The sequence below is a fragment of the Thauera sp. 63 genome (genome assembly GCF_000310165.2).
Lineage (GTDB): Bacteria > Pseudomonadota > Gammaproteobacteria > Burkholderiales > Rhodocyclaceae > Thauera > Thauera humireducens.
Genome location: NZ_AMXC01000005.1, coordinates 92,205 through 117,185, shown reverse-complemented (window position 1 = coordinate 117,185; position 24,981 = coordinate 92,205). Strand labels below are relative to the sequence as shown.

The 24,981-nt window shown below is 66.9% G+C and carries 24 protein-coding genes; 10 read left to right on the top strand and 14 right to left on the bottom strand.

Going from position 1 to position 24,981, the window contains the following annotated elements:
• Positions 1-21 precede the first annotated feature (21 nt).
• Together aat and C664_RS06710 are read right to left on the bottom strand one after the other, a co-directional pair.
• A complete protein-coding gene (aat, locus tag C664_RS06715) occupies positions 22-732 on the bottom strand; it encodes a leucyl/phenylalanyl-tRNA--protein transferase (protein ID WP_004255820.1) in 711 nt (236 codons plus the stop codon).
• Positions 733-739: 7 nt separating this feature from the next.
• The gene (locus C664_RS06710; protein WP_004255818.1) at positions 740-1,819 is read right to left on the bottom strand and encodes an ABC transporter ATP-binding protein; all 1,080 of its coding nucleotides are present in this window, start codon (positions 1,817-1,819) and stop codon (positions 740-742) included.
• Between the two features lie 127 nt (positions 1,820-1,946).
• Between C664_RS06710 and C664_RS06705 the strand changes: the two genes are divergently transcribed.
• Together C664_RS06705 and C664_RS06700 are read left to right on the top strand one after the other, a co-directional pair.
• The gene (locus C664_RS06705; protein WP_004255816.1) at positions 1,947-3,614 is read left to right on the top strand and encodes an ABC transporter permease; all 1,668 of its coding nucleotides are present in this window, start codon (positions 1,947-1,949) and stop codon (positions 3,612-3,614) included.
• Between the two features lie 247 nt (positions 3,615-3,861).
• On the top strand, positions 3,862-5,928 hold the full coding sequence (locus C664_RS06700) for a sensor domain-containing diguanylate cyclase (protein WP_004255814.1): 2,067 nt from the start codon (positions 3,862-3,864) through the stop codon (positions 5,926-5,928).
• Between the two features lie 32 nt (positions 5,929-5,960).
• Here the strand turns inward: C664_RS06700 and C664_RS06695 are convergent, their stop codons facing one another.
• On the bottom strand, positions 5,961-6,980 hold the full coding sequence (locus C664_RS06695; protein ID WP_004255813.1) for a Fe(3+) ABC transporter substrate-binding protein: 1,020 nt from the start codon (positions 6,978-6,980) through the stop codon (positions 5,961-5,963).
• Positions 6,981-7,106: 126 nt separating this feature from the next.
• Between C664_RS06695 and C664_RS06690 the strand changes: the two genes are divergently transcribed.
• The gene (locus C664_RS06690) at positions 7,107-7,436 is read left to right on the top strand and encodes a DUF2325 domain-containing protein (RefSeq protein ID WP_004255811.1); all 330 of its coding nucleotides are present in this window, start codon (positions 7,107-7,109) and stop codon (positions 7,434-7,436) included.
• Between the two features lie 86 nt (positions 7,437-7,522).
• On the opposite strand, the gene C664_RS06685 is transcribed toward C664_RS06690, so the two are convergent.
• From C664_RS06685 to C664_RS06660, 6 genes are all read right to left on the bottom strand, one after another.
• Complete coding sequence (locus tag C664_RS06685) at positions 7,523-8,068, bottom strand: C40 family peptidase (protein ID WP_004255809.1); 546 nt, start codon at positions 8,066-8,068, stop codon at positions 7,523-7,525.
• 86 nt (positions 8,069-8,154) lie between these two features.
• Positions 8,155-8,802, bottom strand: coding sequence for a 3'-5' exonuclease (locus tag C664_RS06680; RefSeq protein ID WP_004255807.1), 648 nt, complete (start codon positions 8,800-8,802; stop codon positions 8,155-8,157).
• Positions 8,799-10,697 carry a DUF294 nucleotidyltransferase-like domain-containing protein gene (locus C664_RS06675; RefSeq protein WP_004255805.1) on the bottom strand — a complete coding sequence of 633 codons (1,899 nt, stop codon included), beginning with the start codon at positions 10,695-10,697 and terminating at the stop codon, positions 8,799-8,801. The genes C664_RS06680 and C664_RS06675 overlap by 4 nt, the downstream gene beginning before the upstream one ends.
• A 111-nt stretch (positions 10,698-10,808) precedes the next feature.
• Positions 10,809-12,278: a PhoH family protein gene (locus C664_RS06670; protein WP_004255803.1), complete on the bottom strand. Its 1,470-nt coding sequence runs from the start codon at positions 12,276-12,278 to the stop codon at positions 10,809-10,811.
• Positions 12,279-12,321: 43 nt separating this feature from the next.
• Positions 12,322-12,771, bottom strand: a complete 450-nt coding sequence (locus C664_RS06665; RefSeq protein ID WP_004255800.1) for a peroxiredoxin — start codon at positions 12,769-12,771, stop codon at positions 12,322-12,324.
• Between the two features lie 159 nt (positions 12,772-12,930).
• Positions 12,931-13,320, bottom strand: a complete 390-nt coding sequence (locus C664_RS06660; protein WP_004255797.1) for an Mth938-like domain-containing protein — start codon at positions 13,318-13,320, stop codon at positions 12,931-12,933.
• Between the two features lie 210 nt (positions 13,321-13,530).
• Between C664_RS06660 and C664_RS06655 the strand changes: the two genes are divergently transcribed.
• From C664_RS06655 to C664_RS06640, 5 genes are all read left to right on the top strand, one after another.
• Positions 13,531-14,838, top strand: a complete 1,308-nt coding sequence (locus C664_RS06655; protein WP_004255794.1) for a pyridoxal phosphate-dependent aminotransferase — start codon at positions 13,531-13,533, stop codon at positions 14,836-14,838.
• A gap of 66 nt (positions 14,839-14,904) precedes the next feature.
• Positions 14,905-16,212: a homoserine dehydrogenase gene (locus tag C664_RS06650; protein WP_004255791.1), complete on the top strand. Its 1,308-nt coding sequence runs from the start codon at positions 14,905-14,907 to the stop codon at positions 16,210-16,212.
• 69 nt (positions 16,213-16,281) lie between these two features.
• The gene (locus C664_RS06645) at positions 16,282-16,944 is read left to right on the top strand and encodes an MOSC domain-containing protein (RefSeq protein WP_004255788.1); all 663 of its coding nucleotides are present in this window, start codon (positions 16,282-16,284) and stop codon (positions 16,942-16,944) included.
• A 103-nt stretch (positions 16,945-17,047) separates the two neighbouring features.
• Positions 17,048-17,185 carry a hypothetical protein gene (locus tag C664_RS20800; RefSeq protein WP_198291488.1) on the top strand — a complete coding sequence of 46 codons (138 nt, stop codon included), beginning with the start codon at positions 17,048-17,050 and terminating at the stop codon, positions 17,183-17,185.
• Between the two features lie 36 nt (positions 17,186-17,221).
• Positions 17,222-17,434, top strand: a complete 213-nt coding sequence (locus C664_RS06640; RefSeq protein ID WP_004255787.1) for a dodecin — start codon at positions 17,222-17,224, stop codon at positions 17,432-17,434.
• Positions 17,435-17,471: 37 nt separating this feature from the next.
• Here the strand turns inward: C664_RS06640 and C664_RS06635 are convergent, their stop codons facing one another.
• Positions 17,472-18,281, bottom strand: coding sequence for a tellurite resistance TerB family protein (locus C664_RS06635; protein ID WP_004255786.1), 810 nt, complete (start codon positions 18,279-18,281; stop codon positions 17,472-17,474).
• Positions 18,282-18,448: 167 nt separating this feature from the next.
• On the opposite strand from C664_RS06635, the gene thrC reads away from it, so the two are divergent.
• Positions 18,449-19,897, top strand: a complete 1,449-nt coding sequence (gene thrC / locus C664_RS06630; RefSeq protein ID WP_004255783.1) for a threonine synthase — start codon at positions 18,449-18,451, stop codon at positions 19,895-19,897.
• An 8-nt stretch (positions 19,898-19,905) separates the two neighbouring features.
• Here thrC and C664_RS06625 read toward each other — a convergent pair whose 3' ends face one another.
• The gene (locus tag C664_RS06625; RefSeq protein ID WP_004255780.1) at positions 19,906-20,463 is read right to left on the bottom strand and encodes a DUF2946 family protein; all 558 of its coding nucleotides are present in this window, start codon (positions 20,461-20,463) and stop codon (positions 19,906-19,908) included.
• An 18-nt stretch (positions 20,464-20,481) separates the two neighbouring features.
• The gene (gene nadC / locus C664_RS06620) at positions 20,482-21,327 is read right to left on the bottom strand and encodes a carboxylating nicotinate-nucleotide diphosphorylase (RefSeq protein ID WP_004255778.1); all 846 of its coding nucleotides are present in this window, start codon (positions 21,325-21,327) and stop codon (positions 20,482-20,484) included.
• A gap of 221 nt (positions 21,328-21,548) precedes the next feature.
• Here nadC and C664_RS06615 point away from each other — a divergent pair, with 221 nt between their 5' ends.
• On the top strand, positions 21,549-22,439 hold the full coding sequence (locus C664_RS06615; RefSeq protein ID WP_004255777.1) for a DMT family transporter: 891 nt from the start codon (positions 21,549-21,551) through the stop codon (positions 22,437-22,439).
• 22 nt (positions 22,440-22,461) lie between these two features.
• Here the strand turns inward: C664_RS06615 and C664_RS06610 are convergent, their stop codons facing one another.
• Together C664_RS06610 and C664_RS06605 are read right to left on the bottom strand one after the other, a co-directional pair.
• Positions 22,462-23,391: a DMT family transporter gene (locus tag C664_RS06610; RefSeq protein ID WP_004255776.1), complete on the bottom strand. Its 930-nt coding sequence runs from the start codon at positions 23,389-23,391 to the stop codon at positions 22,462-22,464.
• Entirely contained in the window at positions 23,392-24,948 is a 1,557-nt protein-coding gene (locus C664_RS06605) for an NAD(P)H-hydrate dehydratase (RefSeq protein ID WP_004255769.1), read from the bottom strand. It abuts the gene before it with no gap.
• Between the last annotated feature and the right edge of the window lie 33 nt (positions 24,949-24,981).

Sequence of the window (24,981 nt, the reverse complement as noted above, 5' to 3'; positions counted from 1 at the left end):
TGCCTGCGACCATGATTCCTGTCAGCACCAGTCGGTGTCCCCTGCGGCGTCCGCCGGCCATTTTCCGGGCGAGCCGCCGTCAGGCGTGTGGATCGCAAGTGCCGCGCAGAAGTCGCTGCGGGGCATCTCGCGCGCGCCCATCGACTGAAGGTGTGCGGTGGTCATCTGGCAGTCGATCATGACATAGCCGCGGGCGCCGAGGAAACGGGCGAGATGCGCCAGCGCAACCTTGGAGGCGTCGGACTCGCGCGTGAACATCGACTCGCCGAAGAAAACGCGACCCAACGCCATGCCGTACAGGCCGCCCACCAGCTTTCCATCACGCCAGCTTTCGACACTGTGGGCGACGCCCAGTTCGTGCATGCGGCAATAGGCGCGGCGCATCTCGGCGGTGATCCACGTGCCCAGCCCGGGCTCGCGGGGCGCTGCACAGGCTTCGATGACCTCGGCGAAGGCGGTGTCGAAACGCACCTCGAAGCGGCCGCGGCGCAAGGTCTTGCGCAGCGAGTGGCTGATGCGGATCGCGTCGGGAATCAGGACCAGGCGGGGGTCGGGGCTCCACCACAGGATGGGTTCGCCAGCGTTGAACCACGGGAAGATGCCGTGGCGGTAGGCCTCGAGCAGCCATTCGGGGCTCAGGGCGCCGCCGGCTGCGAGCAGGCCGTTCGGGTCGTCGAGCGCGGCGCTGACCAGAGGGAAACCCGGGGCGCCTCCTTCAAGCCACGGAATCAAGGGCGCCTCAGGCGGCCGCAGCCGGCTCGTCCTGGAAGGTGATCACGTGGTCGACATCGAGCCGGATGCCGATGCGTTCGCCGATCGCATGGTTGTGGTGGCTCGGGACCAGTGACAGCACGCGCGCGCCGCTCGCCAGACGCAGGGTGTACAGGATGTCGGCGCCGCGGAAGGCCTTGTGCAGCACCTCGGCCTTCAGCGGGCTGCGGTCGTCGTGCACGATGTCGTCGGGACGCAGCAGCACGTCCACCGCGCGGTCGAGCCGGCAGCTCTTGCCGCCCTCTCCGCAGAACAGGGGGCCTGCGCCGTCGAGCACGCCAAGCTCGATCTGCACCCGGCGCTCGTCCAGCATCTGGCCCTCGATGAACACCCCCTGCCCGATGAAGTCGGCGACGAAGCGGTTGGTCGGCTCGTGATACAGGTTGTAGGGCGTGTCCCATTGCTGGATGCGGCCCTCGTGCATGATGCCGATCTCGTCCGCGACCGCGAAGGCTTCGTGCTGGTCGTGGGTCACGAGGATGGCGGTCGTGTCGGTGGCCTTGATGATGTCGCGCACCTCGTAAGACAGGCGTTCGCGCAGGTCGACATCGAGGTTGGAGAAGGGCTCGTCGAGCAGCAGCAGGCTCGGGCGCGGCGCCAGCGCGCGCGCAAGCGCCACGCGCTGCTGCTGCCCGCCGGACATCTCGTGCGGATACTTCTTGCCCTGCGAGGACAGGCCGACGAGGCTCAGCAATTCGCCAACGCGCGCCTGGCGCACGCCGGCACTCTCGCCACGCAGGCCGAAGGCGATGTTGTCGGCCACGGTCAGGTGCGGGAACAGCGCATAGTCCTGGAAAACCATGCCGATGCGGCGCCGTTCGGGCGGAAGGTGGGTGCTGGCATCGCTGACGACCTGACCGCCGAGCCGGATTTCGCCCGCCGCGATGCGCTCGAAGCCGGCGATACAGCGCAGCACGGTGGTCTTGCCGCAGCCCGAAGGGCCGAGCAGGCAACCGATCCGGCCATTTTCGAGGCCGAAGGAGAGGGCGCGGACGATCCGATGCGCGCCGAAGGCGAGATCGATGTCGATGAGTTGAAGATGTGGCATCGTGAGGGCTTGTCCGGGGACTGCGCGAATTATTGCACCGCGGCGTTCCAAATGCGATCAATTATAATTCCCGGCTCAACAGGCGGCCGGACCATCAGAAGCCCGGCCCGAAGGACACGGAATCCGAATGGAACACAAGGGAGGGCAGGCCGCAACGGGCCTGCGCTGGTCGTCACTGACCGTCATCGCAGTCCTCATCGCAGTCCTCATCGCCGCGCCGGTGCTGTCGGTGTTTTCGAACGTGTTCGCGGGCGGCACCAGCGAGACCTGGGCGCACCTCAGCGAGACGGTACTGGGCGAGTTCGTCTTCAATACCGTGGTGTTGTGCATCGGCGTCGGGCTGGGCGTGGCGTCGATCGGCATCACCACGGCGTGGCTGACGACGATGCTGGATTTTCCCGGCCGACGTTTCTTCGAGTGGGCGCTGGTGCTGCCGATGGCCATGCCGGCCTATGTGATGGCCTACGTCTATACCGATTTCCTGCAGTTCGTCGGCCCGGTGCAGACGGGCTTGCGCGAGTTCTTCGGCTGGCGCGCGGGCGATTACTGGTTCCCTGACGTGCGCACCGTGGGCGGCGCGGTGGCGATGTTCATGTTCGTCCTCTATCCCTACACCTACATGCTGGTGCGCGCGGCCTTCCTCGAGCGCGCGGGTGGCATGCTGGAGGCAGGGCGCTCGCTGGGGCTCGGCCCATGGCGCTGCTTCTTCCGCGTATCGCTGCCCCTGGCGCGTCCGGCGGTGGTGGGCGGTACCGCGCTGGCGCTAATGGAGACGCTGGCCGATTTCGGCACGGTGTCCTACTTCGGCGTGCAGACCTTCACCACCGGCATCTATCGCGCGTGGTTCTCGCTTGGCGACCGCATCGCGGCGGCACAATTGTCCGCGGCGCTGCTGGCCTTCGTCGTCATCGTGCTCAGTCTCGAGCATGCGACGCGCGGACGGGCGCGCTTCAACAACACCTCGCGCCAGCAGGCTGCGCCGGCGCGTAGGCGCCTGTCGCCGATGATGGGTCTGCTGGCCGCGTTTGCGTGCTTCATGCCGCTGCTGCTCGGCTTCCTGCTGCCGGCCGGGCTACTGCTGCAGATGGCGTTTGCTGAGGGTGATGCGCAGTTCGGTCCTCGCTTCTTCCAACTGGCGAGAAACAGTTTCGTGCTCGCCGCCGTGACTGCGGTGCTCGCCGTGGTGCTGGCGTTGGTGCTGGCCTATGCGGCGCGGCTGGCGCGCTCCGCGGTGCCGCGCTCGCTGAACCGGGTCGTCGGGCTGGGCTATGCCGTCCCGGGCTCGGTGATCGCGGTGGGTGTGCTGATCCCGGTCACCCGGCTCGATGCCTGGCTGGCGCAGACCTGGCAGGCGCTGTTCGACGTCAATCCCGGGCTGGTCCTCACTGGCGGCATCGCTGCGCTGGTGTATGCATATCTGGCGCGCTTTCTCGCGGTCGCGCTGCATGCGGTGGACGCCAGCCTTGGCAAGATCACGTCGAGCATGGACGATGCGGCACGCAGTCTGGGCTTCGGCAAGTGGGCGACCCTGCGAAGCGTGCACGTGCCGATCCTGCGGGGCAGCCTGCTGTCGGCCGCGCTGCTGGTATTTGTCGACGTCATGAAGGAGTTGCCGGCCACGCTGGTGATCCGGCCGTTCAACTTCGACACCCTGGCCACGCAGGCGCATACGCTGGCGTCCGACGAGCGCCTGACCGAGGCGTCGACCGCTGCGCTGATGATCGTTGCAGTGGGCTTGCTGCCGATGATCCTGATCTCGCGCCAGATCCTGAAATCCGGCAGACGCAGCAACTGAGTTGCATCAATCCCCGCGTGCGGCGCGGGGGGCGTGACACGGTTCTCGCGAGGCGCGATTCCGCGCCCGTTGGCACTGGATTATCCCGAGCACAGGCCATATCCTTGCGGCGATTCGGGTCTTTCAAGAACGTCCAACCACGCCACTGCCCGGGATCGCCTCCTTGACGTCTCAAACGCACTCCTTCCAATCCGCGCCGCGCTCGATCCGCGAGTCATTCGCCTCGACGCCGCTGCGGTGGGCCGCAATGCTGACGGCCTTGTGCGTGGTGGCCATTCTGCTGCCCGGCTGGAGAATGTTTTCCTCGGCCGAGCATTACCTTGCGCTGCACAACGCGCTGGAGTTCTTCTCGATCGCCGTGTCGGCAATGGTGTTCGCGCTGGGCTGGAACCTCAGGCGGTCGGCCTCCGGTGGTGCATTCCTGTGGTTGGGGGTGTTTGCACTTGCCGTTGCGGTGATCGACCTGCTGCACCTGCTGTCGTATGAGGGCATGCCGTCGCTGGTGACGCCCAGCAGTCCCGAAAAGGCGATCAACTTCTGGCTCGCCGCCCGCGTTTTGACCGCACTGTGCCTGCTCGGGCTCGTCTTCGTGCCGCCCCGGCCGTGGCGTGCCGCAACCGCTGTCGGCGCCGTCGTCGCTGCGCTGGCAACGAGCGCAGGCGTGGCCTGGATTGGACTGTTTCATGCTGACCGGCTGCCGAGCACCTTCGTGCCGGGCGAGGGCGTGACCGCTTTCAAAGTGGCCGTGGAATACGGCATCGCCGGTCTGCACGCGCTTGCCGCTGTGCTTCTGTTGCGGACTGCAGTCCGGCAGGGGCGGGCGGCGATGGTGTGGCTGGCCGCCGCCGCCTGGGTACTGGGACTGACGGGCTTGTTCTTCACGCTCTATGTGTCGGTGAACGACGTCCATAACTTCCTGGGTCATGCGTACAAGGTCGCGGCGTCGATCATGTTCTACAAGGCGGTGTTCGCGGCGGGCGTCCAGGAGCCCAATGCAGCCCTCGAACGCGAGCGCGCGCTGCTGCGGACGATGATCGATTCGGTGCCCGATCTGATCGCCTTCAAGGATGTGAGTGGCGCTTATCTGGGCTGCAACCGGGCCTTCAGCGCGTGCTACAACCTGTCCGAGCAAAGCCTGGTGGGGCGGACCGATGCCGAACTGTTCGGCGCCGGCATGCAGATTGCGGGCGATGCGCAGGCCGGCCCGGTCGTGACACGGCTGGAGCGACATGAGGAATGGGTCGAGGGGGCGGACGGTACGATGCGCCTGCTCGACACCCTTCGCATTCCGTTCCGTGGCTCCGACGGCAATCTCCTCGGCGAGATCGACGTGAGTCGCGACTTTACCGAGCGGCGACGCATTCGCGACCAGATCGCCGAGCGCGAGAAGCGGCTGCTGATGGCCCTGCAGGGGGCGTCGCTCGGCGTCTGGGACTGGGACATCCCGTCAGGGCGGATGCTGTTCAGTCCGCTGTGGGCGAGCATGCTCGGGCGGCGCGTCGAGGATCTGCCGCCGGACGTCGCGACCTGGGAGGCGCTGGTTCATCCCGACGACTGGGGCGATATCCAGGGGGCACTCGAGCCGCACCTGCGCGGCGAGACCGACTCCTACACTGCCGAGTACCGCCTGCGACACGCCGGTGGACACTGGGTGTGGGTGATGGATGCGGGGCGCGTGCTTGAGCGTGATGACGACGGCAAGCCGTTGCGCGCCGTGGGCGTGCACCAGGACATTTCCGAGCGTAAGTCCATGGAGGCGAGCCTGCTGCACCTCGCCACCAGCGATCCGCTCACCGGCCTGTGGAACCGGCGTCACTTCACCGAGGTGGTCAATGGCGAACTGGGCCGGGTACGACGCCACGGCGTGCAGGCGGGGCTTATGCTGCTCGATCTCGACCACTTCAAGCGCATCAACGACACGCGCGGCCATGCCGCCGGTGACGAGGTCCTGAGGCACTTCGCGGGGATCGTGAGTCGCCATCTGCGCGAGGCGGACGTGTTCGCCCGCCTGGGGGGCGAGGAATTCGCGGTGCTGCTGCCCTGCATCGACGATGCGGCGGGGGCCGTGCGTGCCGCGGAACGCGTGCGGGAACTGATCGCGAGTACGCCGGCGATCGTCGATGGCGTGCCGCTGCCCTTCTCGGTCAGCATCGGCGTGGCGATGCTGGAGGCCGGAGATGCCGGCTTCGATGCGGTCTTCTCCCGCGCGGATGAGGCGCTGTATGAGGCCAAGGGCGGCGGACGCAACCGCACCGTGTTGTCGGCGCCCAAAGAAGAAGCGGGTTCCGCGCTCGAAAGCACGGAACCCGCCTGATGCCGGGCGCTGCGCGCCCGCAGGATTGACGATCAGCGGTAGCCGGCGCGGTCGTAGATCCGCTGGGCCTGGCCGACGGTCTTGCCGATGTCGCCGATCGGCATGGCATCGGCCTTGAACTCGCCGAGCTTGTCGAGTGCGGGATTGTCCACCTTCACCGAGGCGACCACCGGCCACTCGTTGTTGCCATTCGCGAAATAGGCCTGCGCCTCGTCCGACGCCAGGTATTCCAGGAACTTGACCGCTGCGCCCTTGTTCGGCGCGTGCTTCAGCATGCCTGCGCCCGAGACGTTGATGTGCGTGCCCCAGGTCTGCTGGTTGGGCCACACGGCCTTGATCTTGGCGACGACGGCCTGGTCTTCGGCCCTGGTCGAATTCATCAGGCGGGCGAGGTAGTAACTGTTGGCAATCGCCACGCCGCACTCGCCGGCGGCGACGGCCTTGATCTGGTCGGTGTCGCCACCCTTGGGTGCGCGCGCGAAGTTTTCGACGAGGCCGCTCGCCCACTTGACGGTGTTGTCCGCGCCGTTGTGCTTGATCATCGCGGCGCCCAGCGACAGGTTGTAGGGGTGGCTGCCCGAACGCGTGCACACCTTGCCCTTCAGGGCCGGATCGGCCAGTTGCTCGTAGGTCTGCACCTGTTCGCCCTGCACCAGTTCGGGGTTGTAGACGATGATCCGGGCGCGCTTGGAGAACGAGAACCAGCGCTCGGTGCGCAGGTTGTCGGGGATGCGCTGCTCCAGCACCTCGGACTTCACCGGCGCGAAGATGCCCATCTCGTCTGCATGGGCCAGACGCGACACATCGACCGTGACGAAAAGGTCCGCCGGGCTGTTCGCGCCCTCGTTGCGGATGCGCTCGAGCAGTTCGTCTTCCTTGGCTTCGATCCGGTTGACCTTGATGCCGGTCTGCTTGGTGAAGTTGCCGTACAGCGCTTCGTCCGTCTGGTAATGGCGGGCGGAGTAAACATTCAGTTCGGTGTCGGCAGCGTGGACCGAGAGAGTGGTGGCGCCGAGGGCGGAGAGCAGGGCGGCGAGAGCGGCTTTCTTCATCATGATGTTGCAGCGGCCTTCGATAGTGTCAGGGAGTTCGGATAATAACGAGAAGAGTTTGCAGTTGCAAACCGTTCGCATTCCATGTATTTATATTGAGAATAATTCTCAATATAAGGAGCGAACATGGATGCACTTCTCGTTGGCGCGGACCGCCTGGGCAATATTCCCGACATCCTGGACGACTTCGGCATCCGCATCGCTGCCCATGTAAGTGGGCGCGACACCAGCCATCAGCGCCGCAGCAGCGCACTACCGGCGGGAATCGGGATGGTCATCCTGTTCACGGATTTCCTCGGCCACAACGTCATGCAGCGTTTTCGGGAAGCGGCAAACCGTGAAGGCGTGATGTTCGTGTGTTGCCGGCGCTCGACGTGTGCGCTGCAGAAGGTATTGGGGCAGCGCATTGGTGACAAGTGCAGGAGCTGCCCGGATGCGGCGAAGTGCCGCAAGTAACGCCAGGGATGCCTGCGCGCACGACGCGGAGATCCCGCTGGGCGGTGAAGCGGCGCTGAGGAGAAAAGCTGAAGGCTGCGGGCGATTCAGCGCAGCGCGGTCAGCGGCGACTGTGAGGCTTCGGTCGCCCCGTCTACCAGACGGCGCGCGCCATTGAAGCGCTTCGACCAGTAACCGTCCGAGATCGTCTCGATACGGACCTTGCCGCCACGCGAAGGCGCGTGAACGAACTTGCCGTCGCCGAGGTAGATGCCGACATGCGAGAAGGTGCGGCGCATGGTGTTGAAGAACACGAGGTCGCCGGGCTTGAGTTCCTGACGACCAATCTTGTCGCCCAGCTTGGCCATCTCGGAGGCGGTGCGAGGCAGATCGAGGCCGATGGCGTTGCGGAACACATTCAGCACCAGGCCGCTGCAATCCAGTCCGGTGTCGGGCGAGGTGCCGCCGAAGCGGTAACGCACACCCAGATACTCCAGTGCCTGATCGACGAGTTGCTCGGCTGCCGAACCGTACTCGGAGAGCATGGAGGCCTCGGCCGCTGCAAATGTCGCCTGGGCCGGCTCGTCTGCGTGGGCGGATTGCCCCAGGGACAGGGCGAACGTCAGCGCGAGGAGGAGGCGGGAAATTTGCATTGCGCGGAATATACGCACGCTCGCGGGGCTTGTAAACGGTTCGTTCACCTGCCCGAGAACTGAATCACGCGCTTCTGCATCCGGTTTCAGACCTTCCGCCGGTACTGGCGATAGCTGCGTTCGAGATCGGCGAGTCCGCGTGGGCTGAGCGCGGACTGCGCCAGTGCGCGGGCTTGCACCGCCAGAAACAGCTGGGCAATCGCCCAGCCGTCACCCAGGGCGTGATGGCGCTGGAAGGTCTCGATGCCGAAACTGCTCATGCAGTCTGCGAGCCGTGTGGGACGTTCGAAGCGTTCGGGGAACAGGGCGGGCAGAGCGAAATAGAGGTCGATCCACAGCCAGTCGGCGGCGAGGCCGAGGTGCTCCTCCAGCGCGCGCTCGAGCATCGTGCGGTTGAAGGCGCTGTTGAAGACGATCAGCGGCGCCTTGCCGACGGCTTGCAGCAGGCCGGTCAGTGCTTCCGCAGGGTGCTCGCCGAGTACCGCGTAGTAGCTGTCCTGCGGTGCGAGGATGCCGCCATCGATACCGACTGCCGAGACCGCGAGCACACGGTCCTTGTCGAGATCGAGCCCCGAGGATTCGGTGTTGACGACGACATAGCGGGTTTCAAAATGGGCGCGGGCGAGGTCGGGCTCGGGCAGGGCGGCCCATCGCGCGAGCGTCTGCCGCGCCTGTTCGGAAAGGGGGCCGCTGGCCGTGTTCGATGCGAGGAGGCGGGAGAGCCAGTTGTTCATAGCTGGTAGTCCAGCTTGAGGCGCAACTGGAGCTTGCGCGCCTGGCGGAAGGACTCCTTCAGGATGCGGCGGTCGAGTTCGTTGAGCGAATCCGGATCGACGCGGTTGTCGGTCTGGCCGTCGTTTTCGCTCTCGAGATGCTGGGCACGCAGGCGCAACAGCTGCACGAAGTGGAAGCCGTCGATGATCGCTGCAACTTCGTCGGCGCTCACGCCCATCTTCACGCTGGCCTGGCGCAGTCGCTGCGCCGTGCTGCTGGAGTCGACGCCCGTGCGCAGCGCGAGGATGCGGGCGACGTCGACGAACAGCCGCGCGCCCGATTTCTTCAGGTCGATCGTGCCGTCGTCCTCGACGAGGAAATCGCGCAGGCGCCCCAAGGGTGGCGCCACCTGCAGGGCATTGCCCGCCATCATGCGCAGGAAGGCGGAGTTGCCCCTGACGATCTTGTTGAGCCAGGTGCGCAGCTGGTCGCCGAGGCGTTCGTTGCCATACAGCACGCGGAAATCGAAGAAGATCGAGGCGTTGAGGAGCGCCTCGGGCACCGGCTCGCGGATCCATGAGCCAAAGCGCGACTTCCATTCGTCCAAGGTCAGGCACAGCTCGGGGTTGCTGGCCATGATGTTGCCCTTGCAAAGCGGGAAGCCGCATTCGGCGAGGCCGGTGTTCACGTCCCTGGCAAACGCGATGAGGCGCTGCCGGATCGGACCGACCGCCTCAATCTCGGGACAGCGCCAGATGATGCCGTTGTCCTGATCGGTGGACAGGGTCTGCTCGTGGCGTCCCTCCGAGCCGAAGGCCATCCAGCCGAAGTCGATCCCGACGAGGTCGTGACGCTCGAGGGCGAGCTGGATGACGCGCCGGGTGAGGGCGTCGTTGAGGGCCGAGATGAACTGGGTGAGCTGCTCGGCGCCGATGCCTTGCGCGATGAGGTTGAGGGCGAGCTGGCGGATGTCCTTGCTCGCCCGCTGGAGTGCGCCGACGTCGGGCGCGTTCTCGATGCCCGCGCGGATCTGCCGCAGGCTGATGCGCTGGAGCGAGAAGAGGTCGCGTTCGGACACGACGCCCTTGATCCGCCCCTCTGCGTCGACCACCAGCAGGTGGCGCACGCCATGCGTCGCCATCTCCAGCGCGGCATCGTAGGCGGACGCGGTGGCGGCCAGCTGGTGCGGGTTGGCCGTCATCAGCTCGCCGATCGGGCGGTCGAGGTCGAAGCCGGCAAGGATGACGCGTGGCAGCAGGTCGCTCTGCGTCAGCACGCCAACCGGGTGATTCTCGTCGTCAACGATGACCAGGCAGCCGATGTGCTGGGCATTCATCTGTTCCAGCGCCGCACGCGTCGGCGTGTAAGGGCCCACGCACACCGGTTCGCGCTTGAGGAGCTGACCGAGCGGAGTGGTCATCGTCTGCTGCTCGGCAGCCCGCTGCGAGAAGGTGGTCTGGAGTTGCTGGCGCGACTGGTTGAGCAGGCTCGCGATGTACTGCGTGCAGAACAGGTGGAACACCGGGCTCATCTGCATCAGCTGCAGGAAGTCCTCGTCGGTGATCTGGAAGCAGAAGCTGTCCTCGACCGCCACGTAGGCGTTGGTCGACGGGCGCTGCGCCGAGATGGCACCGATCGGAAAACACTCGCCCGGCCCCAGGGTCAAGCTGGCGTATTCGGTGACGGCCGTCGGCCCCGTCTGGCGGGCCTGCACCTTGCCGCGCTGCACGATGTAGAAGTGGCGCGGCACGCCCATCTCGGTCGTGAGGATGTCGCTGCCGCGGGGATGGAAGGCAAGGACGGCGCGTTCGGCGACGAAGGCGAGCGCCCCGGGCTCCATGCGGTTGAATGGGGAGAAGTTGCGCAGGAAGTCCGTACTGGCACCCACCAGCAGGTCGGCGGCGATGGCGGTCATGACGGGCAGTCGTCGATAGGATCCGCCGATTATAGGGGAGCCGCCCCGCAGCGCGTTTATCCGCCCCGAAGCCGGGCTAATGCGCCGGGCCTCGAGGCGATGCGTGCCCGTTCAGAGGATGTCGGCGGCGTAGTCGGCCAGGCGCGAGCGTTCGCCACGTTGCAGCGTGATGTGACCCGAGTGGGCCCAGCCCTTGAAGCGGTCGACGACGAAGGTGAGGCCCGACGAGCCCTCCGTGAGGTAGGGCGTGTCGATCTGCGCGATGTTGCCCATGCAGATGACCTTGGTGCCGGGGCCGGCGCGGGTGATCAGGGTCTTCATCTGCTTGGGCGTCAGGTTCTGCGCCTCGTCGATGATCAGGAACTTGTTCAGGAAGGTGCGGCCGCGCATGAAGTTCAGGCTCTTGATCTTGATGCGGCTGCGGATCAGGTCGCGGGTGGCGGCACGGCCCCAGTCACCGCCTTCGCCCGCGGTGCCGTTGAGCACGTCGAGGTTGTCCTCGAGCGCGCCCATCCACGGCGCCATCTTCTCTTCCTCGGTGCCGGGCAGGAAGCCGATGTCCTCGCCCACCGGCACGGTGACCCGCGTCATGATGATCTCGCTGTAGCGCTTCGTCTCCAGCACCTGGGTGAGGCCGGCGGCCAGCGTCAGCAGCGTCTTGCCGGTACCGGCCTGGCCGAGCAGGGTGACGAAGTCGATCTCCGGGTTCATCAGCAGGTTCAGCGCGAAGTTCTGTTCGCGGTTGCGCGCAGTGATGCCCCACACGTTGTTCTTCTGATGACCGTAGTCGACCAGGGTCTCGAGCAGCACGTTGCGGCCGTCCCGCTCCTTGACCCAGGCCTGAAGCGGGTTGTCGCCGCTGCCTTCGTAGACGAACTCGTTGACCAGCATCTCGGGCGCCAGTGGCCCGGATACGCGGTAATAGGTGTGGCCTTCTTCCTTCCACGACTGCATGCCCTTGCCGTGCGTGTCCCAGAAATCGGGCGGCAGTTCGCGCGTGCCGGTGTACAGCAGGTCGCTGTCCTCGAGCACCTTGTCGTTGAAGTAGTCCTGCGCGGCCAGCCCGAGGGCGCGGGCCTTGATGCGCATGTTGATGTCCTTGGACACCAGGATGACTTCGCGGTCAGGGTGACGCTCGGCCAGGTGCATGACGACCGCCAGGATCTGGTTGTCGCCGCGTGCGGTCGGCAAGGCGGCCGGCAGCGTGACGTTGATCGCTTCGGTCTGCAGGAACAGCCGCCCGGTCGCCAGGCCGCGCGATGGCTCCTCGAGGCCGATGCCCGCGTCGATGCCTTCGAGCGAGCCGCTGACGATCTCGTCGAGCAAGCGACTGGCCTGGCGCGTGTTGCGCGCAATCTCGGTCGTGCCCTTCTTGTTGTTGTCCAGTTCCTCCAGCGTCATGATCGGCACGAACAGGTCGTGCTCCTCGAAGCGGAAGAGGCTGGTCGGGTCGTGCATCAGCACGTTGGTGTCGAGCACGAAGAGCTTGCAGGCGTTCTTCTTCGCGGCCTTGCGACGGCCGGTCGCGGTGGCGGACGTGGATGCGGCGGTCTTCGTCTTGGTCTTGGCGGTCGCGGGCATGGTCAGTGGGCGGAAAGGACTGTCGGGGCGGGCGGGAAACGGGTCAGAGCGACTTCACGACGGCGAGGACCTCGGCCGCGTGGCCGGGTACCTTCACCCCGCGCCACTCGCGGGCAATTTCGCCATTCGCGTCGATGACGAAGGTGCTGCGCTCGATGCCGCGCACCTGCTTGCCGTACATGTTCTTGAGCTTCATGACGCCGAAGGCCTCGCAGGCGACTTCGTCCGGGTCCGAGATCAGGTCGAAGGGCAGTTCGAGCTTGGCCTTGAAGTTCTCGTGGCTCTTGAGGCCGTCACGGCTGATCCCGAAGACTTCGCAGCCGGCCGCCGCGAACTCGCCGTGCAGGGCGCCGAAGTCCTTGGTTTCGTTGGTGCAGCCGGGCGTGTTGTCCTTCGGATAGAAATAGATCACGAGCTTGCGTCCGCGCAGGGCTGACAGGGTCACGGTGCGGTCGCCAGTGGCGGACAGGCTGAAGTCGGGAGCGAGGCTCATGGGGTCTCCGGTGATGATGCCAGGGTGGGCTGACGTGCCGCACGGCGGGGCCGCGCGCCGCACGTTTGTTCTGGGTTCAGGGTAGCGGAGCGACGTTCCCGTCGCAATCGCGCTGCATCGGGGCCGGGCGATTGCGGGCGCAACCGCGGGGCTTCCGCCTCAGGCAGCCGCTTCGAACAACAGGGCGACGGCCACCGAGCGACCTTCGCCGACGAGGATGTTGTAGGTGCGGCAGGCCGCGGGCAGATCCATGAACTCGAATCCGATGCGGGCCTCGATCAGCGGGCGCAGCAGCGCGGGTGCGGGGAAACGCTGGCGCCGGCCGGTGCCGATGATGACGATCTCGGGGCCCAGTTCGGCGACCGCGGCCAGATCCTCTGCGCGCAGGGCAGCGAGGTCGCCGCGCGCCTCGGGCGCCCAGCCGGTGCGGATCTGGCTGGCGGTGAGGATCAGGTTGCCGTCGTGGCGCACCTTGTTGACCATCACGTGGTCGTCGCCGTAGCCGGTGACGACGTTGAGATTCGCGTTGTTGTCCTGATAGAGCTTCATCGTGTCGGAGCAGGGCTGGATGGATGGGAGGCGAGCGCCGCGCCTCGGGCGCGGGGCGTCGTCGTTCCCCGTGGCAGAGCCGGAATCGGGGGAGCGGATGCCGGCTGCGTGCTGAAATTGCCGCAGTGCGGCAGCGGGGCTAAGATAACAATCTTTTGTGGCAAGGGGTAAGTCCTTGCCTTCCGTTCCCCTCCTGCAGGAAAGGCCATCATGAAAGCGGTGAAGACACTCGAACTCGCAACGGCAAACCCGGAACCGGTCGTCAAGGCCGAGGCGGGCGCAGCCGCGGCGGCGCGTCCGATCCGCAAGTCGGCCAAGCTCGCCGAGGTCTGCTACGACATCCGCGGCCCGGTGCTGGTTCGCGCCAAGCAGATGGAGGACGAAGGCCACAAGATCATCAAGCTCAACATCGGCAACCTCGCCGCGTTCGGCTTCGATTCGCCCGAAGAGATCCAGATGGACATGATCCGCAACCTGCCCAATGCGGCGGGTTATTCGGACTCCAAGGGCATCTTCTCGGCGCGCAAGGCAGTGATGCACTACACCCAGCAGAAGGGCATCAAGGGCGTCACCATCGAGGACATCTACATCGGCAATGGCGTGTCCGAGCTGATCGTGATGGCGATGAACGCGTTGCTCGATGCCGGCGACGAAGTGCTGGTGCCGGCGCCCGACTACCCGCTGTGGACCGCGGCGGTGAGCCTCTCGGGCGGCAAGCCGGTGCACTACCTGTGCGACGAGGCCAAGGGCTGGCTGCCCGACATCGAGGACATGCGCGCCCGGATCACGCCCAACACGCGGGCGATCGTCATCATCAACCCGAACAACCCGACCGGTGCGGTGTACCCGGACGAGACGCTGAAGCAGATCGTCGAGCTCGCGCGCGAGCACGACCTCATCCTCTACGCCGACGAGGTTTACGACAAGGTGCTGTACGACGGCGTCAAGCACACCTCGATGGCGGCCTTGTCCGAGGACGTGCTGACCATCATCTTCAACGGCCTCTCGAAGAACTACCGCTCCTGCGGCTACCGCGCGGGCTGGATGGTGGTGTGCGGCGAAAAGCGCCGCGCCGGTGACTACATCGAGGGGCTGAACATGCTGGCCTCGATGCGCCTGTGCGCCAACGTGCCCGGCCAGTACGCGATCCAGACCGCGCTCGGCGGCTACCAGAGCATCGACGATCTCGTCGCCGAGGGCGGGCGCATGCGCCGCCAGCGCGACCTGGCATGGGAGCTGATCACCCAGATCCCGGGCGTGAGCTGCGTCAAGCCGCAGGCCACGCTGTACATGTTCCCGAAGCTGGATCCCAGGATCTACCCGATCGAGGACGACCAGGCCTTCATCGCCGAACTGCTCGAGGAAGAACGCGTGCTGCTGGTGCAGGGCTCGGGTTTCAACTGGCCGCAGCCGGATCATTTCCGCCTCGTCTTCCTGCCGCACGAGGACGATCTGCGCGACGCCATCGGTCGCGTGGCGCGCTTCCTCGAGAACTACCGCAAGCGCCACGGCACCTGAGCCGGGCGACTGCGACCACCCGACACGACAAACCTGTCACCACTCACTCACCACGGAACACACTGCATGAAACCGATCAATGTTGGCCTGCTGGGCATCGGTACCGTCGGCGGCGGCACCTTCACCGTTCTGAAGCGCAATGCTGAGGAAATCACCCGTCGCGCCGGCCGTCCGATCTGCATCACCACCGTGGCCGACAAGAACCTTGAGCTTGCGCGCAAGGTCACCGGCGGTGACGCCAGGCTGACCGACGACGCCTTCGCCGTGGTGGCCGATCCCGAGATCGACATCGTGGTAGAGCTGATCGGTGGCTACGGCGTGGCCAAGGAGCTGGTGCTGAAGGCGATCGAGAACGGCAAGCATGTCGTGACCGCCAACAAGGCGCTGCTGGCCGTGCATGGCAACGAGATCTTCGCCGCGGCACAGAAGAAGGGTGTCATGGTGGCCTTCGAAGCCGCGGTCGCGGGTGGCATCCCCATCATCAAGGCGCTGCGCGAAGGCCTGACCGCCAACCGCATCGAGTGGCTGGCCGGCATCATCAACGGCACCACCAACTTCATCCTCTCCGAGATGCGCGACAAGGGGCTGCCCTTTGCCGAAGTGCTGAAGGAAGCGCAGGCGTTGGGCTATGCCGAGGCGGACCCGACCTTCGACATCGAGGGTGTGGACGCCGCGCACAAGGCGACGATCATGAGCGCGATGGCTTTCGGTATCCCGATGCAGTTCGACAAGGCCTATGTCGAAGGCATCAGCAAGCTCGACGCGGTCGATATCGCCTACGCCGAGCAGCTGGGCTACCGCATCAAGCTGCTGGGCATCGCCCGCCGGCGCGAGCAGGGCGTCGAACTGCGGGTGCATCCGACGCTGATTCCGGCCAAGCGCCTGATCGCCAACGTCGAGGGCGCGATGAACGCGGTACTGGTGCAGGGCGACGCCGTCGGCGCCACGCTGTACTACGGCAAGGGCGCCGGTGCCGAGCCGACGGCGTCGGCGGTCATCGCCGACCTGGTCGACGTGACCCGCCTGCACACCTCCGACCCCGAACACCGCGTGCCGCACCTCGCGTTCCAGCCCGACCAGGTGCGCGACGTGCCGGTGCTGCCGATCGAGGACGTCATCACGTCCTACTACCTGCGCATGCACGTCGAGGACAAGCCCGGCGTGCTGGCCGACATCACCCGCATCCTGGCCGACAGCGGTATCTCCATCGAGGCGCTGATCCAGAAGGAAGCGCCCGAAGGCGAGACACACACCGACATCATCCTGCTCACTCACCAGACGGTGGAGCGCAATGCCAATGCCGCGATCGCCAAGATCGAGGCGCTGCCGGTGGTGCAGGGCAAGGTGACCAAGCTGCGCATGGAAAGCCTGTAAGCATGCGCTGAGCGTTGTGACGAAGGCCGTACCCGAGGGTGCGGCCTTTTTTCTGATACGGGGGTGAATATGCAGAGCACGGTGGATCAGGTCTTCGTCGGACGGGTGCGTCTGATGCTGCCCGACGGCGAGTCGAGCGCGATCTTCAAGTCGCCGGTGCAGGGGCGTACTCGGGTGACGCCGACCGGGCTGGAGGGGGACGAGCAGGCCGATCTTCGCCACCATGGCGGCCCGGACAAGGCACTGCACCACTATCCGGTCGAGCATTACCGCGTGATCGGTGAGCAGTGGCCGGAGTGTGCGGCAATGGTGGGGGCTGGTTCTCTGGGCGAGAACATCAGCACCCGGGGTATGACCGAGCATGAAGTCTGCATCGGTGACGTGTTCCGCATCGGGGATGTGCGCGTGCAGGTCAGCCAGCCGCGCTCGCCGTGCTGGAAGATCGACCGTCGGCTGAAGGTGGACGATGCGTCCCGCTTCGTCGAGGCGGCGGGCATCACAGGCTGGTATTACCGCGTGCTGCAGACCGGAACGATCGCGGCCGGCGACGGGATCGAACTGGTCGAGCGGCCCAACCCCTGGCTGACGCTCGCCGAGTACTGGGACACCGTTACTGCGCATCGGCCCGACCCGGTGGCACTGAAGCGCATCGCTGCGGCCAAGGGCCTGGCGGCCGACAAGGCACAGCGCTGGCGCGAACGCGCGCAGTGGCTCGAGTCGAACGGAGGCTGAAGGCGACGTGGCTTGCGCCACCGCCGCCTTTCCCGACTACACTTGGGGCATCGACGTCAGGTGGCGTCGATGGAGGCAAGCCCACCGGCCGGAGCCGATTCACATGGCGTTCAAGCTCATCGTCTTCATCGGCATCCTGATCGCGATCGCCGTGCTCGGCAGCCGTGCCTACCGCGCTTCGGTGGCCCGCTTCGAGGGGCGCCAGTCCGGTTCCACGGACGAGGCGGACCCGATGAACTGAGCGCCGGATCATCATCCAGGCGCAAAGGAGACTCGCATGTCAGATCACGTCTACAAGCTCGTCGAAGTCGTCGGTTCGTCCCGCGAGGGTTCGGACGCAGCCATCCGCAATGCCATCGAAACCGCGGCGAAGTCCATCCGCCACATCGACTGGTTCGAGGTCGTCGAGACGCGTGGCCATGTCGTTGACGGCCAGGTCGCGCATTTCCAGGTGACGCTGAAGATCGGTTTCCGTCTCGAAAGCGACTGAGCGCGCCGGCCCGTTCGGCCGGCGGCAACGGAATGGCTCAGCGGCGGGCCGCGCCCGTGATCTCGTGCAGGCGTGAGACGGTTTCGCCGTCCAGCCCGAGTGCGCCGGCGAGCTGGCGCAGGTAGTCCAGTTCGGCCTGCGTGTCGAGGTCGATCGCCAGCAGCGAGGCCGCGTAGAGTTCTGCGGCGACGGCCGGGTTCGGCACGTCGGCGACGAGCCCCGCGATGTCGAGCGGACGCCTGAACTCCTCGGTCAGGAAGCGTTTTTCGTCGGCATCGAGGCCGTCGGCGGCGAGACGGCCGACGATGCGTTCGATCTCGTCCTCGCCGACCTGGCCATCCGCCTTCGCGGCGGCGATCATCGCGCGCAGGATCAGCGCCTCGGTGCCCGGCGCAGTCATCGATTTGAAGGCCTGTTGCGTGGCGTCGTCGGCCGGTGCGGCAAAGGCGGCTTGCGCGCGCTGCGAATCGGTCCAGTTCTTCAATGCGGCCATCGCAATGGTTGCGAGCAGCGCCATCCCGGCATTGCTGCCCGTGCCGCGCGATGCCGATGCGCCGCGCTGGCCGCCCAGCACGCCGCCGAGCAGATCGCCGAGGCCGCCACCGGAGGATGCACGACCGCCACCCAGCGCGCCGCCCAGCAGGTCGCCCAGGCCGCCGCCGCTCCGCCCGCCGCCGAGCACCGAACGGAGCAGATCGCCCAGTCCGCCCGCGCCACCGCGCCCGCCGAGCACGGCGCCGAGCAGGTCACCGATGCCGCCCGCGCCTGTAGCGTGTTCAAGCCGCGAACGGCTTTGCGAAGCCATGCCTTGCTGGAGGATCTGTCCGAGCACATTGCCGAGGTCCATGTCCTTCTCCGTCGCGAATGAGTGCGATCGATTGTATCGACATCCCTTCCGCATGCGGGACGAAATCGCGAACTGCAGGCGAAACCCTCGAGATCGGCGTCGAATTCGTTAGAATCCGGCCTTTGCGCCATCGCGCGCGCCGACCACGTTTTGTGAAGGACAGCCCTGTGAAGTACATCTCCACCCGTGGCCACGCTGGCCAGCCTGCCAACCCGGAGTTCTGCGACATCCTGCTGGGCGGTCTGGCGCCGGACGGCGGCCTTTACCTGCCGGAGTCCTACCCGCAGGTGACGCGTGCCGAGCTCGATGCCTGGCGTGGCCTGTCCTACGCCGAACTGGCCTTTGCGATCCTGTCGAAATTCATCACCGACATTCCGCCGGCGGACCTCAAGGCGATCTGTGACAAGACCTATAACGCCGACGTGTATTGCCACGTGCGCAAGGGCGACAAGGCAAGCGACATCACGCCGGTGCACTGGCTGGAGGAGGGCCGGCTGGGCCTGCTCGAATTGTCCAATGGCCCGACGCTGGCCTTCAAGGACATGGCGATGCAGCTGCTCGGCAACCTGTTCGAGTACGTGCTGGCCAAGCGCGGCGAGACCATCAACATCCTCGGCGCGACGTCGGGCGACACCGGCTCGGCGGCCGAGTACGCGATGCGCGGCAAGCAGGGCGTGCGCGTGTTCATGCTGTCGCCGCACGGCAAGATGAGCGCCTTCCAGCGCGCGCAGATGTATTCGCTGCAGGACGACAACATCTTCAACATCGCCGTCACCGGCATGTTCGACGACGCGCAGGACATCGTAAAGGCGGTGTCCAACGACCACGCCTTCAAGGCCAAGCACAAGATCGGTGCGGTCAACTCGATCAACTGGGCGCGGGTGGCGGCGCAGATCGTCTATTACTTCAAGGGCTACTTCGCCGCGACCCAGTCGAACGACGAGCAGGTCGCCTTCTGCGTGCCGTCGGGCAACTTCGGCAACATCTGCGCCGGCCACATCGCGCGCATGATGGGGCTGCCGGTCGCCAGGCTGATCCTCGCCACCAACGAGAACGACGTGCTCGACGAGTTCTTCCGCAGCGGCGTCTATCGTCCGCGCAAGGCCGCCGAGACGCACGTCACCTCCAGCCCGTCGATGGACATCTCGAAGGCGTCGAACTTCGAGCGCTTCGTCTTCGACCTCGTCGGCCGCGACCCGCAGAAGGTCGCCGCGCTGTGGGCGGAAGTCGATGCAGGCCGGGCCTTCGACCTGTCGGCTTCGCCCGAATTCGCTCGCATCGGCGCGTTCGGCTTCGTGTCGGGCGCGAGCAGCCATGCCGACCGCCTGGCGACGATCCGCAAGGTGTTCGAGCAGTACGGCGTGATGATCGACACCCACACCGCCGATGGCGTCAAGGTGGCGTGGGAGCATGCGGGCGAGGTGCCCGCCGGCGTGCCGGTGCTGGTGCTGGAAACGGCCCTGCCGGTGAAGTTCGCCGAGACCATCGTCGAGGCCCTGGGCCGCGAGCCGGAGCGTCCGGCCGATCTCGAGGGTATCGAGAAGCTGCCGCAGCGCGTCGAGGTCATGGCGCCCGACGTCGACGCGGTGAAGCGCTTCATCACCGAACGCGTCTGACCTGCTAGCTAGGCCCCCGGGGCAGGCTCCGGGGGGCAGGGATCGGCAATGAAACCCAGTCGCGTCGCGGCTGCTTCATTGCCGAGGAAGACCAGCGCCTGCCCGTGCCAGTTCAGGTCGGTGTCGCGGCCGTCCAGCAGGGCGGCCAGGCTTGCGTCGTCTGCTGGCCGCTCGGCAGCGTCGCGCAGCTCGGCGATCAGCATGGCGAGATCGCGGTCGTCCAGCGCAGCAGGGCCGGCATCGGTCCGCATGAATACGCGCCCCTCGCCGTCGAGATAGATCGGCCCTTCGATGGCTGCGGGCCGGCCCGCATGCGTGACGAAGCGGCCGTCGGGTTGCAGCCGCAATATCCAGGGCGCGCTGTCCAGTTGCACATAGACGCGCTGCGGGCCGTTGTTCACGAACCAGCAGCCGTCGTCGTCAGTTGTGTAATGGGCATTGAGGAAGGCGATCAGCCCCGGATGGGTGATCGTCTCGGCCTTCAGCCGCCACCTGCCGCGTCCGTCGAGCGAGAGCCAGCTGTAGCAGGCGGGTACCTGGGGCCAGGGCGGCAGGGTGTCGGACATCGTTCGACGCAGCGGTGCTCAGTCTTCGACGTGGCGCAGCGACAGGTCGAGCGCGCGCACGTCCTTGGTCAGGGTGCCGATCGAGATGCGATCGACGCCGGTCTCGGCGATGGCGCGCACGCGCTCCAGATTCACGCCGCCGGAGGCTTCCAGCTCGGCGCGACCCGCGGTGATGGCGACGGCTTCGCGCATTTCGTCGAGGCTCATGTTGTCGAGCAGCACCATCGTCACGCCGGCATCCAGCGCTTCGCGCAGCTCGTCGAGGTTCTCGACTTCGACCTCGATGAAGACGTTGGAGGGCGCGATGCTGCGCGCCTGTTCCACGACTTCGCGAATGCCGCCCGCAGCGATGATGTGGTTCTCCTTGATCAGGATGCCGTCGTAGAGGCCGACGCGGTGGTTGGTGCCGCCGCCGACCGCGACCGCGTACTTCTGCGCCAGACGCAGGCCGGGCAGGGTCTTGCGCGTGTCCACGATCCTGGCGCGGGTGCCCACGACGGCGTCGACGAAGCGGCGTGTCACGGTGGCCGTGCCCGACAGCAGCTGCAGGAAGTTGAGCGCGGTGCGCTCCGCGGTCAGCAGCACCCGGGCGCGCGCGACGATGTCGCACAACACGTCGCCGGCCTTGACGGTGTCGCCGTCCTTGACGCGCCAGTTGACGATGGCGGCGGGGCTGAGCGCGGCGAAGGCGGCGTCGAACCAGGCCGTGCCGCAGATCACTGCATCCTCGCGGGTGATGACGCGACCGCGAGCCTCGGTGTCGGGCGCGATCAGCCGCGCCGTGAGGTCGCCGGTGCCGATGTCTTCGGCGAGGGAGGCGGCGATGTTGCGCTGGATTTCGACACGGAGCTGTTCGGAGAGCATGGTAGTGACCGCTGTGATTCGATGAGAGGCGAAAGTCTAGCACCGTGCTTGGCCGGCCGTGGCCGTGTGAGGATCGCCGATGGGCAATTCGTCGTCTCCGTATTCGTCGTTTCCATATTCGTCGTTTTCCGGATTGGCGCGCTCCGTCGCGACGGCCACAATGCTCGGCTCATGCACGGCCCCTTGCCGCCGTGCGCCAACCCTCATACAGGCGCCTCGTCGTGAAGCCTCGGGATCTTGTCGAACTCTTCGTGCTCGCGGCCATCTGGGGCGCGTCCTTCCTGCTGATGCGGATCGCGGCGCCGGCCCTTGGCGCGTTTCCGCTGATGGCGCTGCGCGTCGGCCTTGCGGCAGTGGTGCTATTGCCACTTCTTGCCCTGCAGGGGGGACTCGGTATCCTGCTGCGGCGCTGGAAGGCCCTGCTGGTCGTGGGTTTCTTCGCATCGGCCTTGCCTTTCGTGTTCTACGGCTATGCGCTGCAGTCGGTCAGCGCCGGACTCGCCTCGATCGTCAATGCGACCACGCCGCTCTTCACCGCGCTCGTGGCCTGGGCGTGGCTCAACGACCGTCTCACCGGAACGGCGCTGGCGGGCATGTTGCTCGGCCTGTGCGGGGTGGTCGTGCTGGTGTGGGGGCAGGCGTCGTTCTCGGCGGGCGGCAGCGGCTGGGCGGTGCTGGCCTGCCTCGGCGCCACGCTGTCCTACGGCATTGCCGCGGCACTGACCAAGCGCCATCTCACCGGCGTGCCGCCGATGGCCACTGCGACCGGCAGCCAGTTCTTCGCCGCGCTGGTGTTGCTGGCGCCCGCCATCGCGAGCTGGCCGGCGCAACTTCCGGGTGTCGAGGTGTGGCTGGCAGTGGTGGTGCTGGCGGTGGTGTGCACCGGCCTCGCCTACGTCATCTTCTTCCGCCTGATGGCGAGCGTGGGGCCGTCGCGCACGGTGACGGTGACCTTCCTGATCCCCGCTTTCGGCATGTTCTGGGGCGCGGTGGTGCTGGATGAGACGATCAGCCTGCGCATGCTGCTGGGCTGCGGTGTGATCCTCGCGGGGACCGGGCTCGCCACAGGGGTGCTGGCCCGCTTGCCGTGGCGCGCCCGGAGACCCGACTGAGGACATCCGGGCGGTCGATGGCTCAGCCCTTGTGGCGACCCGCCGCGTGTTTTCGCTGGCCGTCGAGGGCGATGACTGCCCCCGCGCCGGCGATGATCAGGATGCCGGTGAGGGCGGGCAGGTCGGGGATGTGACCGAAGAGCAGGGCGCCGACGAAGGTGGCGATGACCAGTTGCGCATAGAGGATCGGCGACAGCACCGAGGCCGGCGCCTCGCGGAAGGCCCGGATCAGCAGGAAGTGGCCGATGCCGCCGAACAGGCCGAGGGCGATGATCAGCAGGCCATCGACCAGCCCGGGCAAGGGGCCGCCCCAGATCCAGGGCAGCAGCAGGGTCATCGCCAGGGTGCCGGTGAGCGCGGTGTAGAACAGCATCGTCACCGGGTTCTCCGTGGCCGATAGCTGGCGGGTCTGGATCTGGTAGATCGCGTACATGAGTGCCGCGCCGAGCGCGAAGGTGACGCCTTCGGGCGACAGTCCGCTGCCCGGGCGGGCGATCAGCAGCACGCCGATGAAACCGCCGATCGAAGCCGCCCAGCGCAGCGCGCCGATGCGTTCGCCGAGCAGGGGGCCGGCGAGCACGGTGACGAGGAGCGGCGAGAGGAAGATGATCGCCGTCGTCTCGGCCAGTGGCATGCGGATGAAGGCGGCCATGCCGAAAAAGGTGGTGGCGAGCAGGCACAGGGCGCGGACGATCTGCCGGCGTGGGCGAGCGGTGCTGACCAGCCGCAGGCGCATGCTTGGCGCCAGGAACACCACCATCAGCAGGCAATGCACGGTGTAGCGCGCCCAGACCAGCATGGGCACGGGGTAGGTCTTGCCCAGCTGGCTGGCGGTGGCGTCGAGCAGCACGAACAGCGTCACCGCGCCGAGCAGCATCAGGATGGCTTTGAGTAGCGGGGCATGCGGCGCATCGGGTTGCCGCGGCACAAGGCCGCCCTGGATGTCCGCCATTCAGCGCGCGCCCAGCGACAGCAGCGGGCGGGCGTCCCGCGGTTTCTCGCGGTGATCCCCCTGCTGGGCCTCGATCAGCCAGCCGTTGAAGACGCCGCGTGCCGCATCGATCGTTTCGCTTGCGCTCAAGCCGATCGGGCCGATGCCCTCGCGCGCGAGGCGGTCGGCGGCGGCGCCGTGCAGGTGAACACCGGCGATCAGCGCCGCCTCCGCCGGCCAACCCTGGGCGAGGAAGCCCACGACGAGGCCGGTGAGCACGTCGCCCATCCCGGCGCTGGCCATGCCCGGGTGGCCGGTGCCGTTGATGAACCAGCGACCGTCCGGGGTGGCGATGATCGAGCCGCAGCCCTTCAGCACCACGAGGGCGTGCAGCCGTGCGGCAATGTCGATCGCAGCCTGCAGTCGGTCGGCCTGCACCGCGGCGGTGGTGAGGCCGAGCAGGCGTCCGGCTTCGGCCGGATGGGGCGTCAGTACACTGGGCGCCCGACGGGCTGCGAGCATCGCCTGCAACTGCGGGTCGCGACCGATGAGGTTCAGTGCATCGGCGTCGAGCACCAGCGGAATCTCGCGGGTGAGCGCAGAACTCAGCTCTGCAAGCGAGGCGTCTTCGGTGCCGAGGCCGGGCCCGATCGCCAGCGCGCTCAGGTGCTCGGGCAGGCGTGAGGCCCGGCGCAGCATCAGCTCCGGGTGGGCGAAGTCGACCGCCGGGCCATTGGGGTCGAGCAGGCCGACATAGACCCGCCCGGTGCCCAGCCAGAGCGCTGCCCGGCCCGCGAGGAGGGCCGCGCCGACCATGCCGGCATTGCCGCCGAGGATGGCGGCGTCGCCATACAGCCCCTTGTGGCTGTTGCGCGGACGCGGCACCAGCTGTGTGCGGAAGAGCGCGGGCGTGACCGCGTGCCCGGCTGCGGGCAGCCAGGCGGGCGGGTCGATGTCGAGGCGCTGGACGTTGATCTCGCCGCAGTAGTCCGGGCCGTCGTTGGTCAGCAGACCGGGCTTGAGCGCGATGAAGGTGGTCGTGTGGCTGGCGCGGAAGGTGGCACCGAGGGGCTGCCCGGTGTCGGCATCCAGCCCGCTCGGCACGTCGAGTGCCATGCGCGGTGAGGACTGTGCGTTGAGCGTGCGGATCCAGTCCGCGTAACGCCCTTCAACCGGCCGCTTGAGGCCGATGCCGAAGATCGCATCGACCACCAGCGCCCAGCCCTGCGCAGGCGCGGCCGGCAGGTCGGACACCATGTTTCCGCCTGCGGCCAGGTAGTCGGCGCAGGCCTTGGCAGCGTCGGCAGGCAGCGCGTGGGCGTCGCCGGCGAAGGCGACCTGCACCTCGCGCCCGGCCTGGGCGAGCTGGCGCGCCATCACGAAACCGTCGCCGCCGTTGTTGCCGGGTCCGCAGGCGATGAGGATCGGACCCGGGCGGTCCATGATCAGTCGCACTGCGTCCTCGGCCGCTGCGCGGCCCGCGCGCTCCATCAGGGAGGGGCGCGCACTGGGGATGAGCTTGCTCTCGATTTCGCGGATGCCGGCGACGGCGTAGATCGGGCGCGATGCACTGTACATGGGGGACTCCGGGGCTGGACCCCCGGATTCTAC

Coding starts and splice junctions, on each gene's coding strand:
- C664_RS06645 (WP_004255788.1), top strand. CDS start 16,282: ATGCAGAGCACGGTGGATCAGGTCTTCGTCGGACGGGTGCGTCTGATG.
- C664_RS06625 (WP_004255780.1), bottom strand. CDS start 20,463: ATGTCCGACACCCTGCCGCCCTGGCCCCAGGTACCCGCCTGCTACAGC.
- C664_RS20800 (WP_198291488.1), top strand. CDS start 17,048: ATGGCGTTCAAGCTCATCGTCTTCATCGGCATCCTGATCGCGATCGCC.
- C664_RS06605 (WP_004255769.1), bottom strand. CDS start 24,948: ATGTACAGTGCATCGCGCCCGATCTACGCCGTCGCCGGCATCCGCGAA.
- C664_RS06650 (WP_004255791.1), top strand. CDS start 14,905: ATGAAACCGATCAATGTTGGCCTGCTGGGCATCGGTACCGTCGGCGGC.
- C664_RS06710 (WP_004255818.1), bottom strand. CDS start 1,819: ATGCCACATCTTCAACTCATCGACATCGATCTCGCCTTCGGCGCGCAT.
- C664_RS06640 (WP_004255787.1), top strand. CDS start 17,222: ATGTCAGATCACGTCTACAAGCTCGTCGAAGTCGTCGGTTCGTCCCGC.
- C664_RS06695 (WP_004255813.1), bottom strand. CDS start 6,980: ATGAAGAAAGCCGCTCTCGCCGCCCTGCTCTCCGCCCTCGGCGCCACC.
- C664_RS06610 (WP_004255776.1), bottom strand. CDS start 23,391: ATGGCGGACATCCAGGGCGGCCTTGTGCCGCGGCAACCCGATGCGCCG.
- C664_RS06675 (WP_004255805.1), bottom strand. CDS start 10,697: ATGACCGCCATCGCCGCCGACCTGCTGGTGGGTGCCAGTACGGACTTC.
- C664_RS06660 (WP_004255797.1), bottom strand. CDS start 13,320: ATGAAGCTCTATCAGGACAACAACGCGAATCTCAACGTCGTCACCGGC.
- C664_RS06685 (WP_004255809.1), bottom strand. CDS start 8,068: ATGCAAATTTCCCGCCTCCTCCTCGCGCTGACGTTCGCCCTGTCCCTG.
- C664_RS06700 (WP_004255814.1), top strand. CDS start 3,862: ATGCTGACGGCCTTGTGCGTGGTGGCCATTCTGCTGCCCGGCTGGAGA.
- C664_RS06670 (WP_004255803.1), bottom strand. CDS start 12,278: ATGCCCGCGACCGCCAAGACCAAGACGAAGACCGCCGCATCCACGTCC.
- C664_RS06705 (WP_004255816.1), top strand. CDS start 1,947: ATGGAACACAAGGGAGGGCAGGCCGCAACGGGCCTGCGCTGGTCGTCA.
- C664_RS06690 (WP_004255811.1), top strand. CDS start 7,107: ATGGATGCACTTCTCGTTGGCGCGGACCGCCTGGGCAATATTCCCGAC.
- C664_RS06665 (WP_004255800.1), bottom strand. CDS start 12,771: ATGAGCCTCGCTCCCGACTTCAGCCTGTCCGCCACTGGCGACCGCACC.
- nadC (WP_004255778.1), bottom strand. CDS start 21,327: ATGCTCTCCGAACAGCTCCGTGTCGAAATCCAGCGCAACATCGCCGCC.
- C664_RS06655 (WP_004255794.1), top strand. CDS start 13,531: ATGAAAGCGGTGAAGACACTCGAACTCGCAACGGCAAACCCGGAACCG.
- C664_RS06635 (WP_004255786.1), bottom strand. CDS start 18,281: ATGGACCTCGGCAATGTGCTCGGACAGATCCTCCAGCAAGGCATGGCT.
- C664_RS06680 (WP_004255807.1), bottom strand. CDS start 8,802: ATGAACAACTGGCTCTCCCGCCTCCTCGCATCGAACACGGCCAGCGGC.